Genomic DNA, 14567 nt, shown 5'->3' on the forward strand with positions numbered 1-14567 from the left:
GAATTCTTCGGGGAAGCCCCTCCGAAATACTCAAAGGAGAAGGAAATGTCACAGCCACCTGTACCGCATATATCCGAACTGCTGGACGGCTCTCCAAAAAACTGGGGGAAGTGGGGCCCGGACGACGAAGTCGGCGGACTCAACTACCTGGACGCGGAACAAGTGCTGAGAGGCACAAAGGAAATACGGTCTGGGAAGACTTTTACGCTCCAGGTGCAGATCGGCCATCCCCACGGTGATCCGGCGTACCCCGGCCCCCGTACCCCAGCGGCCCGGGTCAACACCATGGACCGGGGACACTACCTGAACGGAACCGGTCTGAGTTTCCCGGGCGGGCTTGAGTTGGCCGACGACATGATCACCATGTACCTGCAGGGCTCCAGCCAGTACGACGCTCTGGGCCACCTCTGGTACGGCGATGAGATTTACAACGGCTACCCCGCCGAATCAACCACCGGAGGCATGAAGAAAGCCAGCATCCTGCCCATCGCCGAGAAAGGCATCGCCGGACGAGGCATTCTCCTCGACGTTGCCCGGCACCGAGGCAAGCAGTGGCTCGACAAGGGCGAAACCTTTACGCACGAAGATCTGATGAACACCGCCGCCAGCCAGGGCTGCGAAATTCTCCCGCGGGACATCCTCCTGGTACGGACCGGATGGCTGGAGTACTTCTACGCGACACCCAGGGAGGAGTTCTACGAAAACTTCAATGAGCCCGGCCTTACCTACAGCCGGGAACTGGTCGAATGGTTCCAGAAGATGGAGATCCCGAACCTGGTCACTGACACCATCGCCAACGAAGTCACCATCCATCCCGAATCCGGGGTTGCCCTGCCACTGCACAATGCCCTAATGCGGAACCTCGGAGTCACCTTCGCAGAAATCATCGATCTTGCGGCCCTTGCTGCAGACTGCGCCGCTGACGGCCAATACACGTTCCTCTACACCGCAGCACCTCTGAAGGTCGTGAATGGCACTGGAGCCCCCGTTAATCCTCTGGTCGTCAAATAGCCCGTTGCTATGCTGGCGCCAATCCGTGCGGATCATACAGATCCCCACCGAAGCGAGCCTGGCCCAAGCTGTACTCGGGCTGTCTATCTCTGGGCCAGCGCCTTAGTAAGATTCGAGCTCGGAAATCGCGCACACGTGCGCCGCTCCCCTTCCGCCCTAGATTGACGGAAGGTCCATTGTCGGCGTGAAAACAACGGGAGTAGAAGTTGAACGCGGCGTATTCGGACGCGAGCACGAGAATGCGCCGCGAACTGTGAGAGTGAGTCACGTTCCATCGAAGAGGACGATTCAGCATCACGGAAAACCACCCCGACACTGAAGTTTCGCGAGTAGCGCCTGTCGGTCCGACTGTCCTCACTGTGCCCTCAGACTCAGACTCAGACTCAGACTCGGAGCTGGGGCCGGTCCCTGGCCTGGGCGGAACGCGCCTGCGCGGCGTGCCCGCCCGCGCTGGAGACCGGCTTCACCCGCCGGAACGCGGCGAGAATGGCCCGCCCCACGACGGCGATGCCGATGATGGTGGTGACGGCACGCAGGGTGTCCCAGCCCGCCGTCGACGTCACCAGTGAGTACAGCAGGAAGCTGGAGAGGTTGGTGCCCAGCGGCGCGCCCGGCACGTAGGAGATGCCAGTGCCGGCGCCCACCGCGAAGGGCCAGAACCACAGGTTGGTCAGCAGGCCGAACAGGTAGGACGCCACCACGCCGTAGCCGGCCAGCATCCACAGTTCGGCTCTTCCGCGCACCCGGCGGGGGAGCAGCCCGGCCCCCGCGGCCACCCACGCGCAGGCGAAGATCTGGAACGGTGTCCAGGGGCCGATGCCGCTCCACAAGGCGCTGGAGACGGCGATGGTGGCGGCGCCGAGGAGCATGCCGAAACGGGGACCGAAGGCCCGGCCCGCAAGGATCAGCAGGATAAAGACCGCCTCCACGCCCCCGACGCCGGTGCTCGCCACCCGCACCGCCGAGCCGACGGCAGCCAGCACGCCCAGCAACGCCACCGTATGCGCCGAGCTGACCGAGCCGTCGAGGGACACCACGATGGCAATGACGGCCAGCGGCGCGATGGCCAGCGCGGCGTAGGGGAGTGCCGCGGCGGCATCCTCCGGGAAAGCCGCGGCGAGCAGCGGCCAGCAGAACGCCGCGAGGGCCACAAGGTTTGCCGCGGCGAGGGCTGCGAGCTCGAGGCCCCGCGGCATCCGGATTTTGTGCGATTTATTGGCTGCCGGAATGTCGCTCCGCCGGTCGGTGAACCGCGGTGCCGGGAGGCGGTGCGCTGTTTCACTGTGCCGTGTGGCGGGACTGGCCAGGACGTCACCTGCCGGGGCCGCTTCAGTCAGCGAAGAGGGTGCGACGCCGTCACGCATCGGGAGGATCCGGGCGCCGAGGCCGTGGGCAAAATCGTGGTCGTGGGTGGCGATCAGGACCGCCGCGCCGGAGTCCGCCGCGGCCTGCAGCGCCGCAGAAACTGCCGCGCGCGCCGCAGGATCGAGGCCGCGGGTGGGCTCATCGATCAGGAGGACCTGGGGAGCGTCCATGGTCTGCAGTGCGATGGCTAGGATCCTGCGCTCGCCGGCCGAGAGGTCCCGGGGATGCTCGTGGCCAATGGGAATGCTGGCGTCGCCCCGCAACAGGGCAAGGTGTGATTCCGCTGAGCGTGGGGGAAGCTGGCTGCCCGGGCGGCGCAGATCTCCGTGGCGCCTGCCTGACGTACGTCGCTTTGATTGACGAGCAGCGCGCGCCAGCCGCCGCTCGGCCGCGCGGAGTTCTCCGGCCACGGTATCCCTGGTGAAGAGGTCGTCCGAGGCGTCCGGCACCAGGGCGACGCGGCCGCCGTCGACAGTGCCGCCGTCGACCGTTCCATCACCCACGGTGCCTTGCCTGTCCTTGCCTTGAGCGCTCGTGCCTTCACCGAGGGCGAGGGCCACCAGGAGGGACGACTTCCCGGCACCGTTCGGCCCCACCAGGGCCACCACTTCGCCGCGGTGCAGGGTCAGGGACGCCTCGCGCACCAGCGGCGTGCCCTTGCGGTGCACCGCGAGGTTCGTGGCAGTCAGGACGGGGGAGTGCTCCGCCGTCGGTACCGGCGTCGGACCGGCAACGGCAGGAAGCGAGGACGGGGAGGGCGCAACGCCGGGGACCAGGGCGCCGTCGTCGATGGTCCACCACGAGTCGGCCACGGGTATGAGCGGCTGTGCCCGGTGCTCCGCCACGATGACGCAGACACCTGCTTCGCGGGCGAGTGCGCTGAGCACGGCGGTGACGTGGATGCGTGCTGCCGTGTCAAGGTCGGCCAGGGGTTCGTCCACCAGGAGCAGGGGCGGTTGCTCCACCACGGCGGCGGCGATGGCCACGAGCGTTGCCTCGCCGGCCGAGAGGGTGCTGACATTCCGGTCCAGCAGCGCCGACACTCCGATGCTCTCCGCAACCTCCAGCACCCGGGCCTTGGCGGCATCGGATGCCACGCCGCGCAGCTCAAGGGCGAGGCCGATTTCGTCCCGGACCCGGCTGCTGGCGAACGCGGCGCGGGGATTCTGCAGGACGACGCCGATGAGGCGTGCGGTATCGCGCGGCGGCGTGCCGGCGCGGTCCGTTCCGCCGACGCGCAGCGTGCCGGAAACGTCCCCGCCGTCGACGTGGGAGAGGAGGCCCGCGATGCCCCGCAGGATGGTGGATTTGCCGGAGCCCGTGGGCCCGGTGATGACCGCAACGGATCCGCCCGGCGGCGCGAATGCGGCGACGCGCACCTGAGCGTCGCCAACCAGGAATTGTGCGTCCCGGATGAGGACCGGCGCCTCGTTGCCGTGGCCGGGATGGTGTGCTGCCCGGCTCCCGAAGCCGCGCAGCTCCAGGGCCGCGGCCACCCGGCCGGCGTGCTCGAGGGTGCGTTCGAGCACGGGCACCAGGGCACGGGCGCCGAACCGTTCGCCCCGCAGCCGGAACGCCAGTCGCACGGAGGTCACGGCGTCGGCAAGCGCCGGAAGGGCCGCCCACGCCACCACCAGCATCCGGGCAATGCCCTGCATGGGGCCGCGGCGGGCCAGGTGCACGAAGCCGCGGGCGATGTCCACCCAGGCGTTGAGGATGCCGAAACCGAGGATCATCCCGGCAATCGGCAGGGCGGACAGGACCGCCGCCCACAGTCCGGGCCCCGTCAGCGGTCCGAGGAGGACCACATGGGCGTACGGGGCAGGCAGCCGCACCGGCGGGAAGTCGAGCAGGACAGGTTCACCGATGCCCGCCCCGTTGAAAAGGATGCGGTAGATGACCCGCGCCGCGATGAACACAACGGCGAGAGCCGCCGCTGCGCGTAACGGCGCGGGTCGAAAGGTCATGCCGTGGGTTTGGCCGGTGCGCCGTCGACCGTGTAGAGCAGCTCGAGGCTCTCTCCGGGGCTGACCTGCAGGGTGGCGAGGCCTTCCTGGGCGTAGGCCCAGTCACCGGTGGCCGGCTTGACCCAGAGCGACCAGTAGGCGAACGCTGCAGGCATGCCTGCGCACTCTTCCTTGTATGTGCCGCCCTTGTGGACGATGTCGAAGTCGGCGGCGGGTACGCCGTTAACGCGGCACACGAGTTCAGTGGGGTACTGGGTGGTGCCTACGGTTTTCACCTCTGCCTCTTCGAGCACCTTGGAGGCGGGAGTCTTTGCGTCCACGGCCACGCAGACCGACGTTTCAGCGGCGTCCTGCTTCAGGGCGCCGGAATCGACGATGACTTTCACACCGGCGCAGGGCCCGGCGGAGGCGTCGGATGAGGCCGCTGCCGAGGAAACCGGCGCGGAGGCGGATGGCTGGGTAGTGGCCGGCGTGGAGCAGGCGGCGAGGGAAATCAGGAGACCGGCGGCGGCGAGGGAGCTCGCGGCGGCGGTGCGGATCTTAGTCAAAGTCACGTGTCAAGGGTAGGCCGTCGCCTGTCCGGAGCGGGATGCCGTCGCGTTGTGTGACGTCAGTTCCCCGCTGAGAATGAAGGTGGGGCGGCCTTTCGGCCACCCCGCCTCCCTCGCGTTAGCCTTGTCCTGCGCCCGACTTTCGGGTTGCTGTTGCGAAGGCATGCAGGATTAAGGCTGCGCGTGCCGGAACTGGATCCGGCGGTCGGTGAAACTCTTAAGCCGTTGCGGCCGCTTCTGTCGGCTTCGCGCGCTGGTGGCTACCGCTGGGGACGGTGGCTCGCCAGCGGATGTTGCAGGGCTGTCTCACGGAGAAGCTGCAGACGCAGGGTACGCGCAGTTTCCATGTGCTCCCTGGCAATTTTGCCGGCGGCGTCGCTGTCCTGCTCTTCGATGGCGTGTATCAGGGCTTCGTGCTCGTCAAGGGATTCCGTCCACCGGTTTCCTGTAGACAGCGTGGACCGCGGTGCGTGGATGAGGTGCGTGGACAGACGGTCCAGAAGGTCCTGAAGAACGCTATTGTGAGCGGAGCTCCAGACGGCGGCGTGGAACTCCAGGTTTGTGGTGATTCTGGTGTGGTCATCAGGATCCTCAATCTGCCGGTCCCGCTGAAGCAGTGCCTCAAGCCTCATGAGGTCAGGAAATTGGCGGGATTTTGCTGCCTGACGGGCGGCTTCCTCTTCAAGAAGTATCCGCATGTCATAGATTTGGATGACCTGTTGGGGGTCAACCTGCGGAACCTGCAGTCCTCTGGCTACCCGTTCGAGGAGACGTTCCTGCTGGAGGCGGGACAGCGCCTCCCGGACTGGGGTCCGGGAGACGCCAAAGCGTTCGGCAAGTGATGTTTCCCGAATGGCTGTGCCGGGCTGGTGGACTCCGGACAGGATCTCGCCCCGCAATGTCAGGAAGATGCTTTCGCCATCCGCTCGTGGGGTTGATGCTGTATCCGTCACTTGACTGGTCCTTGAAGAATGTGGGCTGGGCGTCGTACCCGCAGCGCAGGGGCGGCGGGTTCGAAGCAAACTTTACGCCAGGGTTCCCGCCCGCCGTCCGAAGACGCATCCGGCAGCAAGTCCGCTCCCTCCCGGATAGTTGGCGCTGAACAGGCCGCCGAGCATTTCGCCGGCCACATACAGGCCTTGGATGTGCTTTCCTTCGCCGTCGAGTACCCTGCCGTGGGTATCCGATTTGACACCGCCGAACGTAAAGGTGATCCCGCAGGTGACGCCGTAGGCGTAGAAGGGCCCTGTCTCGATGGGTGCTGCCCAGTTGCTCTTGACCGGCTCCGTGGTGGCGGAGCGCCCGTCTTTGACATTGGGATCGAAATCGATGCTGCGGTCGATTGAGTTGTTGAAGTCGCTGACAGTCTTTGACAGCTTTTCGGGGTCGATGCCGATCTTGCTGGCCAGGTCTTCGAGAGTGTCCGCCACTTCAACTGATATGCCGGGCATGTCGTACTCTTCGGTGCGCAGCATGGGGCGGAGGGTTGCATCAAAAATCTGGTACGCCACTGATCCGGGCTGCTTCAGGATCTCCTTGCCGTACTTCGCGTAGGTGTAGTTCCGGAAGTCTGCCCCTTCATCCAGGAACCGTTCACCATTGGTATTGACGATGATTCCGAACGGGTAGCTCTGGCGGGTCAATCGATTGGTGAGTTCACGGTTGCTCTCGTTGGTGGCGGTGAAGGCGTCCCACTGAACGCTGTGGCACGTTCCCCAGTCACCTCCCCGTGCTGCTCCGATTTCAAGGGCAGCGGCGATCATGTCGCCGGTGTTGTTCGGTGTTCCCCTGACCTTGGCGTTTTCCCAGCCTTCGCCCAGGTACTCCCTGCGCAGCTGGGGATCGGCTTCGAAACCGCCCGCGGTGAGGATGACGGATTCGGCGCGCAATGACAGTTCACCCGCGGGTGAGTCCGTGACGACGCCGACGACTCGGCCGTCCTCGACGATGAGGCTCTTGGCTGCGTGGCTGTACCGGACATCGATGCCGAGTTCTGCTGCTACCCGGGTGTGGTCCTCTATCAGACCTTCGCCCCCGCCAACGTTGCCGACGTGAAGTCCGCCCCAGAACAGGTACGAACCATCGGGGCGTTCGAATGCCTGGCGTTCATACATCAGGCGGTACTTCAGGCCGAGGCTGTTGAGCCAGCGCAGCGTGGGCTGGGATTCCTCAACCAGCACCTTCGTCAGTTCCGGGTCGTTCCGGCCTTCCGTGACCTTTGCGAGGTCGGCGGCGTATTCATCTGCCGTGTAGTGCGGAACTTCCGTGCAGCTGTGCCGCTCGTCTGGTTCCACCCAGTCGAGCAGATCAGCGAGCCCACTGTGGGCAATGCGCGTGGCCCCGGCGGTGTAGAAACTGTTGCCGCCGGCTAATTCTTCGCTGCCCTTTTCAATGAGCACCACTTTCCGCCCCCGGACGGCCGCTGCGTGTGCTGCGGTGAATCCCGCGTTGCCGCCGCCGACCACAACTACGTCAACAGCCTCCATACCTTGGGGCGCCGAGCCATTTCCGACAGACATCCTTTGTCCTTTCGTTGATGTTGTATCCAACTGTATACAACAGTATTCGCTTACACAATCCCTGATTTCTCGCATCTAACTTGCCAGTGAGGATGATCACAGGTATAAATGTATTTCATTGTGTACAAAGGTATCCAGCCGCATGCCGAGATATCTCCAGTACGGCTGGCGCTCCGGCCCGGCACAGTACTTTCGCACCGCCCAACAACGTCGTTACGGAACGAGAACCATGAAAAACCCCTTACGCAATGCCGTGTTCGGCCTGGTTGTGGCCGTTGTTGCCGCGCTTGCGTTCCTCAATGCCGGCACCGCCGGCGGAACGAGCACCGCGAGGAACAAACTGACCCTGATCGCGCCGGCCGCCCCGGGCGGCGGGTGGGACGGATTTGCCCGCGAAGGGCAGCAGGCGCTCAAGAGCGACGGCGTCGTTAACAACCCGCAGGTCGTCAACGTGCCCGGAGCCGGCGGAACCATCGGACTGAGCCAATTCGTCCAGACTCCAGGTCGGGAAGACGCCCTTCTGGTAACCGGGGGCGTGATGGTGGGGGCCATTGAGCTTGGGGATAATCCCGAGTCCATGACCGACGTTGTTCCCATTGCACGGATGGCCGATGACTACGCGGCGCTGGTGGTTCCTGCCGACTCCGAGTTCACAACGCTCGACGACTTCCTGGAAGCCTGGAAAAAAGACCCCGGGGGAACCTCGATTGGGGGCGGTTCCCTTGGCTCTATCGACCACCTGCTCAGCGCCATGGTGGCAAAGACCGTCGGGATCGATCCGAAAGACGTCAATTACATCGCCTATTCCGGAGGCGGCGAGGCGCTGACCTCCCTGCTGTCCCACACCACCGCTGCCGGGATGTCCGGCTACAACGAGGTCAGGGACCAGATCGAAGCCGGAACCCTGCGCGCCCTGGCCATTTCGTCCGAGGAACGGCTGGAAGGCGTGGACGTTCCCACCTTCAAGGAACAGGGCGTGGATGCGGCCATGTCGAACTGGCGGGGGTTCGTGGCGGCGCCCGGCACCACGGAGGAAGCGAAAGCGGAGTTCATCAGGATCATCACCGAGATGCGCGGCAGCGCGCACTGGCGGAACGCCCTCAAGCGCAACAGTTGGACGGACACGTTCTCAACTGGTGAGGAATTTGAGCAGTTCATTACCCAGGAAGTTGCAACGGCCCAAGAAATCGTAAAGGACCTCGGCTTATGAGTATCACCCAGCAAGAATCAGGAGCAGGATCGTCCGTGGAGCCACACGGCAAACCAAGGGCCCGCTTTGGAACAGGCCGCAGCGAATTTGTTGTTGTTGCCGTGCTCTACGCAGTCGCCATCTTCCTCACCATCGGAACCGCGACGATGAACGTGCAGGGCAAGTCGGCCCCCGGGCCGCAGTTCTTCCCCATTCTGGTCTGCATCGTCCTGTACCTTGCCGCCACGCTGCTGGCCATCCACATCCTTCGTACACCGAACGTGCCGGACAACACCATCCACCCCGGACACGGCCAGTTCTCGGCGGACATGCTGCACGACCTCGGCCACCTGGGGAAGGAAGAAGACGCGGCGTACGAAGATGCGCCATCCCCAACGCCAGGCAAGACATGGAAGACCTACTCCGACTGGCGCACCGTCGGCCTGCTGGTTGGCGGCGTCGTAGCCTTTGTCCTGCTGCTGGAACCGCTGGGCTGGATCATCAGCGCAGCAGCGCTCTTCTGGCTGGTCGCCTACGCCCTCGGCAGCCGCCGCCCGGTCTTCGACATCGGCGTGGCCCTGCTCTTTTCTTCAATCATTCAACTGGCCTTCGGCGCCGCGCTGGGCCTGAGCCTGCCCTCCGGCCTCGTAGGAGGGATCCTCTAATGGAACAACTCGAACTCCTCATGGGCGGCTTCGCCAGCGCCCTGACGCCCATCAACCTCCTCTGGGTACTGATCGGCGCCCTCCTGGGCACCGCCGTCGGCGTCGTCCCGGGACTTGGCTCGGCCATGGCGGTGGCGCTGCTGCTGCCCGTGACTTTCTCACTGGAACCGACGGCGGCCTTCATCATGTTCGCCGGCGTCTACTTCGGCGGGCTCTTCGGCGACTCCACCTCCGGGATCCTGCTCAACACCCCAGGCCACTCCTCGGCCATCGCGTCCACGTTCGAGGGCCACCGGATGGCCAAAAGCGGCCAAGCGGCCAAAGCTCTGGCGACCTGCGCGATCGGCGCGTTCATCGGCGGGCTGATAGCCACAACCCTCGTGGTGTTCTTCGCGCCCACCCTGGTCAAGATGGCCACTGTCTTCGGCCCGGCCGAGTACTTCGCCCTGGCAGTCTTCGCCTTCCTGGCCATCTCCGCTGTCGTGTCCGAATCCGTGATCCGCGGCGTCGCAGCCCTCGGAATCGGCCTCGCCCTGGCCCTCGTAGGAATTGACGGCCCCAGCGGCACCGCGCGTTTCACCCTGGGTACGCCCCAGCTCTTCGACGGAATTTCCGTCATCGTCATCACCGTTGGGCTCCTTGCCCTCGGCGAGGTCTTCCACATCGCGTCGCGCATCCACCGCGACCCTGTAGCCACCCGTATTCACACCAAGGGCGGCGCCCGATTGGGCCTGGCCGATTTCAGGAAGGCGCTGCCCGCATGGCTGCGCGGCACCGCGTTCGGCGTCCCGTTCGGGCTGATCCCTGCCGGCGGCGCCGAAGTCCCCACCTTCCTGGCCTACGGCACCGAAAAGCAGCTGGCCAAGCGCAGGAACGATCCGGAGTTCGGTACCACCGGCTCCATCCGCGGCCTTGCCGCACCCGAAGCGGCCGCGAACGCCACGGCCGGCACCGCGATGGGTGCGCTGCTCGCACTGGGACTGCCGGTATCAGCAACTGCCGCGATCATGCTTGCTGCGTTCCAGCAGTACGGAATGCAGCCTGGACCCCTGCTCTTCGAACGGAGCGGTGACCTGGTCTGGACGCTGCTGGCCTCACTGTTCATCGGCCTCGTCATCCTGGTGATGATCAACATCCCGTTCGCCTCCGTGTGGGCCAAGCTGTTGAGCATCCCCAAGCACTACCTTTACGCCGGCATCACCGTCTTCTCCATGCTCGGCGTCTACGCAGTAAGCTCAGCAATCCTCGACCTCTGGCTGCTCATCGCCATCGGCCTCATAGGATTCCTGATGCGCCGCTACAACATCCCCCTGGCGCCGGTACTGATCGCGGTGATTCTAGGACCCATGGCAGAAACCGAACTCCGCCGTGCCTTGGCCGTTTCCGAAGGCGATCTGGGCATCCTGGTGGACAGCCCCATCACCATCACCCTCTACCTGGTCCTGGCCGCTGCCCTTGCCCTCAGCGCCGTCCAGCACCTGCGGCACCGGGCCACCCGCAAGGCCTGATTACCCACACCAAAAGCAAAGCGGACGACGGCGGGGAGCCGTCGTCGTCCGCTTCCCTTTGTGGCTGGGCGGGTTGGCGTGTGCGGCACCACCCCACGCACCCGACAACCCTGCCCAGCTGGAGGTTCTTAAGAGTCAACTCGCAACCTTGTCTCTGCCGACGTCGAGGTTTACCGTAATCCCATGGCTCGGCGAATTCGCGGAGATGCGACGGCGGCGGCCGCCATGGTGGCGGGATCGGCGATGTTCCTGGCCGGGGCTTTTATGCCAGTCTCGCGGGTGTATGTCGAAGGAGACCCGCAGCGCAAACTGGCCATTCTGCTGGCGGCCCCCGGGCAGTGGCGTGCCCAGCAAATGCTCTTGGCGGCAGGTACGGCTGCGTTGCCCGTTGGGGTGGTGCTGCTCGCCCGCCACTGGGATACGGGAAGTGGTCGGGGCGGCCTGGAACCCTTCGCGGGGCAGCGGCTTGCCCAAGGCGCCGCACTTGCCTGGGTCGCGGGATCTGGTCTGTTCCTGGGTCATCTGAAGGAGCGATACAGGGATCCGGAGGCCTTCGCGTTGGGGAAGATGCCCGGCGGGCCCTTTCAGGGGTACATGGGGCTGAGCCTTGCCGGCATGGCTGCCCTGGGTGGCGGGCTGCTGGCACGGGCGCGTGCTCACGCCAATTCAGGCGCCCTGCCGCCGGACCCGCGCTGGCCGGCGTGGCTCAATGTGGGCGGGGCCGGAGTCTTCGCCGCCGTCCTGGTGGCCACCGGTGACCTGCCGCCCCTGCTGGTCTACGTCGTGGAGCTGTCGACCGGGGCTGCGCTGCTACGGCAGGCCCGCCGGCGCGGCGACCTGGGGCAGCCGGCCTAACTCGGCCCTCCATCATACTTGTATAGATGTATACAAGTATGATGAAGCGTGGAGGTCATCACATGGCAGATTCACCGTCCCGGAACACCGGGGCACACGTTGTCTACGCGGAGCTGAAGCGGCAGATCCTGAGCCTTGAGCTGAAACCAGGGGCGCGCCTCTACGAACCGGCCATGGCCGAGGCGCTGCAGGTGAGTCGAACACCGCTGCGGGAGGCCATACGGCGGCTCATTTCGGAGAACCTGCTGGAGCAGCAACCGACCGGCGGCGTGCTGGTGCCGGCCCTGGATGAGGCAGCAATTTCCGAGCTGTACGAGGTGCGCGCGGCGATGGAATCGCTCATGGCGCGGCAGGCGTGCCTGAAGGCGACCCCGGCCGACATTGAAGCCCTCCACGGCATTCTTGAGCGCAACGCCGCCATGGTGCAGTTTGCCGATGAAGCCATGAAACAGGGCATGTCGCTGCACGCCAAGATCGCCGAGATGGCGGGGAATTCCTGGGCCCGGCGGTTCCATGACCAGATCTCCAGCCAGATGGAGCGGTACCGCCACTTCACCAACAGCACGCAGGAACGGCGGGACCAGGCCCTGGCGCAGCACCGGATCCTGGTGGACGCGGTCGCCGCTGGCAAGCCCGAAAAAGCCGCCAAGCTCGCCTTCGACCACGTCATGGGAGCCCGGGACGCGGCCGTACGTGCCATCACAGGCAGCAGCCCCGCCACCTCATGATCGGAGAACTCGGACGCCGCTCGGCCGCGGCCCTCCTCACCCATTCCGCCCTGATCCAGGCGGTCACCTTCCTGGTCCGTCCGGCCGCCACCTACCGGGCGCTGGAGTTGGACGTTCCAGGTTTCGCATTGGGCCTCCTCGCCGCCAGCTACGCCGTCTTTCCCCTGTTGCTCGCCGTCCCCACGGGCGGACTGGTGGACCGCCTGGGTGAGCGCAGGCTGATGGCGATCGGATCCGCCGTCGTTCTTGCCTGCTCCGTCTTTTTGCTGCTGTGGGGATCGTCGATCGTGGCACTGGTCATCGGAACCGCGTTCCTCGGTGCCGGCCAGCTTGCCTGCGTGGTGGGGCAGCAGGCCGTGGTGGCCAACAACGCTGCCTCCTCCAGGATGGACTCTGCCTTCGGCTACCTGACCTTCGCGGCCTCGCTGGGGCAGGCCCTGGGGCCGTTGGCGATTTCCCTGGTGGGAGGCGCCTCGGTCCGCCCCGACACCCAGGCGATCTTCTTCCTCTCCGCCTGCATGAGCCTGGTGCTTTTCGTGACCACGTTCGGCGTCTCGGCCAAAGTCAGCGGCGGCAAAAGGAAGGCAGCTGCGGGCGACAGTGGCGGCCAGGGCGGCGTTGTTTCGCTGCTGAGGACACCCGGTGTCGCACGGGCGTTGGCCACCAGCGCCACCGTCCTGGCCGTGGTGGACCTGACCATGGTCTACCTCCCCGCGCTCGGATCCGAGCGCGGGCTCACTGCGGCAACGGTGGGCCTGCTGCTCACCACCCGCGCCGTGTTCTCCATGGTCTCCCGGCTCCTGCTGGGCCAGATGGCCCGGAAGCTAGGGCGCATGCGGTTGCTGGTGTTCAGCCTGGCGTTGTCCACGGCAGCCCTTTCCGCGGCCGCGCTTCCCATGCCGGTATGGCTGCTGTTTGTGGTCATGGCTGTCCTGGGTCTGGGGCTCGGCATCGGCCAGCCCCTCACCATGTCCTGGCTTTCGGCACAGGCCCCGGCGGGGCAGCGCGGCCGGGCCCTGGCCCTGCGGCTGGCCGGCAACAGGGTAGGCCAGGTGGTGCTGCCCAGCGCCATCGGCGTCGCGGCGGCAGGGCTTGGCGCAGGAGGAGTCTTCCTGGCGTCGGCAGTGGTGGTGGGCGGGACGCTCCTGCTGCTGCGCGGTGTGCGCCTGGACGGGTAGGTCCCTCACCCCACCCGGGACCCCGGGACGCCGCCGGTCAGGATGCGGAGCGCGTGTCGAACGCTGCAGCCGACTCCCGGAGGAGGCGTGCAACGGTGTCCACCGGCGTGCTGGGTGACCGTCGCCGATCGAACCGTCGCAGCACGATCCGCCGCGTCCCGAGTCCGGGGACGTCCAGGACGTCGACCCCGTCGTGGGCGACGCCGCTCAACGCCAGGGTGGGCACGATCGCAATCCCCTCGCCCGCAGCGACGAGGGCGAGGGCAGTGAGCGTTTCCTGGTATTGATGCACGGTTTCCATCTGTGCGCCCGTTGACTGGCGGAGCCGGCCGAGCACCGCGGAGTTGGCGGCTATGGGGTCGACGCCGAGCCAGGGAAGCGGCAGCCGGGCAAGGTCGATGTTCTCGGTACTGAGCAGGGCGCCGGCGGGAACCACCAGTTTCCATGGCTCGTCCAGCAGGGGCTCCTCGGTCATTCCGGCGGAAAGCGAACGCTGTTCGGCTGTCGTCGAATCGAGCTCCACCACGACGGCGTCGAGTTGGCGCTGGCGGAGCAGCCGCATCAGGGCAGGGAAGTCGTCTTCGACGATCCGGATCTGCAATTGCGGGTACTGGGAGCGCCACTCCGGCAGGCGTGGGATCAGCACCGTCCGAACGAAGCTGGTGAATCCGCCCACGCGTACGACCCCTGCAATCTTGGCCCCGCCTTCGATGCGGGCGCGGGCGACGCTGAGTGCGCGTTCAATCTCCTCGCCTGCCTCCGCCACTGCCAGTCCGGCAGGTGTCAAAACTGAGCCTTTGGGCGTGCGCACCACCATGGCGTGGCCCGTCTCGTCCTCCAATTTGCTGAGCTGCTGTGAGACGGCCGAAGCCGTAATTCCCAGCTCGTCAGCCGCGGCGAGCACCCCGCCAGTACGGGCAACCGCAAGAAGAACGCGCAGTCTGCGCGGATCGATATCCATGTTAAGTAGTTCTAAACCAGACCTTCAGTGAAATGCAATTGCCCTAAAGGTGTTTCGTGCTCATAATTGC

At 65.7% G+C, this 14567-nt stretch carries 12 protein-coding genes; 7 read left to right on the top strand and 5 right to left on the bottom strand.

Annotation, left to right across the window (positions count from 1 at the left end; genetic code table 11):
• Positions 1–45 precede the first annotated feature (45 nt).
• Positions 46–1011: a cyclase family protein gene (locus tag EYS21_RS13805; RefSeq protein ID WP_131133773.1), complete on the top strand. Its 966-nt coding sequence runs from the start codon at positions 46–48 to the stop codon at positions 1009–1011.
• Between the two features lie 383 nt (positions 1012–1394).
• On the opposite strand, the gene EYS21_RS13810 is transcribed toward EYS21_RS13805, so the two are convergent.
• The 4 genes from EYS21_RS13810 to tcuA all read right to left on the bottom strand — a co-directional run bounded on the left by EYS21_RS13810 (position 1395) and on the right by tcuA (position 7413).
• Entirely contained in the window at positions 1395–4343 is a 2949-nt protein-coding gene (locus EYS21_RS13810) for an ATP-binding cassette domain-containing protein (RefSeq protein WP_131133774.1), read from the bottom strand.
• Positions 4340–4897, bottom strand: coding sequence for a hypothetical protein (locus tag EYS21_RS13815; protein WP_131133775.1), 558 nt, complete (start codon positions 4895–4897; stop codon positions 4340–4342). The genes EYS21_RS13810 and EYS21_RS13815 overlap by 4 nt, the downstream gene beginning before the upstream one ends.
• Positions 4898–5154: 257 nt before the next feature.
• The gene (locus EYS21_RS13820) at positions 5155–5847 is read right to left on the bottom strand and encodes a GntR family transcriptional regulator (RefSeq protein ID WP_131133776.1); all 693 of its coding nucleotides are present in this window, start codon (positions 5845–5847) and stop codon (positions 5155–5157) included.
• Between the two features lie 72 nt (positions 5848–5919).
• The gene (tcuA, locus tag EYS21_RS13825; protein WP_207307772.1) at positions 5920–7413 is read right to left on the bottom strand and encodes an FAD-dependent tricarballylate dehydrogenase TcuA; all 1494 of its coding nucleotides are present in this window, start codon (positions 7411–7413) and stop codon (positions 5920–5922) included.
• Between the two features lie 229 nt (positions 7414–7642).
• Between tcuA and EYS21_RS13830 the strand changes: the two genes are divergently transcribed.
• The 6 genes from EYS21_RS13830 (at position 7643) to EYS21_RS13855 (ending at position 13536) form a co-directional block, all read left to right on the top strand.
• A complete protein-coding gene (locus EYS21_RS13830; RefSeq protein ID WP_131133777.1) occupies positions 7643–8623 on the top strand; it encodes a tripartite tricarboxylate transporter substrate-binding protein in 981 nt (326 codons plus the stop codon).
• Positions 8620–9267 carry a tripartite tricarboxylate transporter TctB family protein gene (locus tag EYS21_RS13835; protein WP_131133778.1) on the top strand — a complete coding sequence of 216 codons (648 nt, stop codon included), beginning with the start codon at positions 8620–8622 and terminating at the stop codon, positions 9265–9267. Before EYS21_RS13830 ends, EYS21_RS13835 begins: the two co-directional genes overlap by 4 nt.
• The gene (locus tag EYS21_RS13840) at positions 9267–10775 is read left to right on the top strand and encodes a tripartite tricarboxylate transporter permease (RefSeq protein WP_131133779.1); all 1509 of its coding nucleotides are present in this window, start codon (positions 9267–9269) and stop codon (positions 10773–10775) included. Before EYS21_RS13835 ends, EYS21_RS13840 begins: the two co-directional genes overlap by 1 nt.
• Positions 10776–10958: 183 nt before the next feature.
• Positions 10959–11630, top strand: a complete 672-nt coding sequence (locus EYS21_RS13845) for a hypothetical protein (RefSeq protein WP_131133780.1) — start codon at positions 10959–10961, stop codon at positions 11628–11630.
• Between the two features lie 62 nt (positions 11631–11692).
• Positions 11693–12358 (top strand): GntR family transcriptional regulator, encoded by a 666-nt coding sequence (locus EYS21_RS13850; protein WP_131133781.1) that lies wholly within the window; start codon positions 11693–11695, stop codon positions 12356–12358.
• On the top strand, positions 12355–13536 hold the full coding sequence (locus EYS21_RS13855) for an MFS transporter (protein ID WP_131133782.1): 1182 nt from the start codon (positions 12355–12357) through the stop codon (positions 13534–13536). Before EYS21_RS13850 ends, EYS21_RS13855 begins: the two co-directional genes overlap by 4 nt.
• 37 nt (positions 13537–13573) lie before the next feature.
• Here the strand turns inward: EYS21_RS13855 and EYS21_RS13860 are convergent, their stop codons facing one another.
• A complete protein-coding gene (locus tag EYS21_RS13860; RefSeq protein ID WP_131133783.1) occupies positions 13574–14497 on the bottom strand; it encodes a LysR family transcriptional regulator in 924 nt (307 codons plus the stop codon).
• Positions 14498–14567: the final 70 nt, after the last annotated feature.

This window comes from Arthrobacter sp. S39 (assembly GCF_004320525.1).
GTDB lineage: Bacteria > Actinomycetota > Actinomycetes > Actinomycetales > Micrococcaceae > Arthrobacter.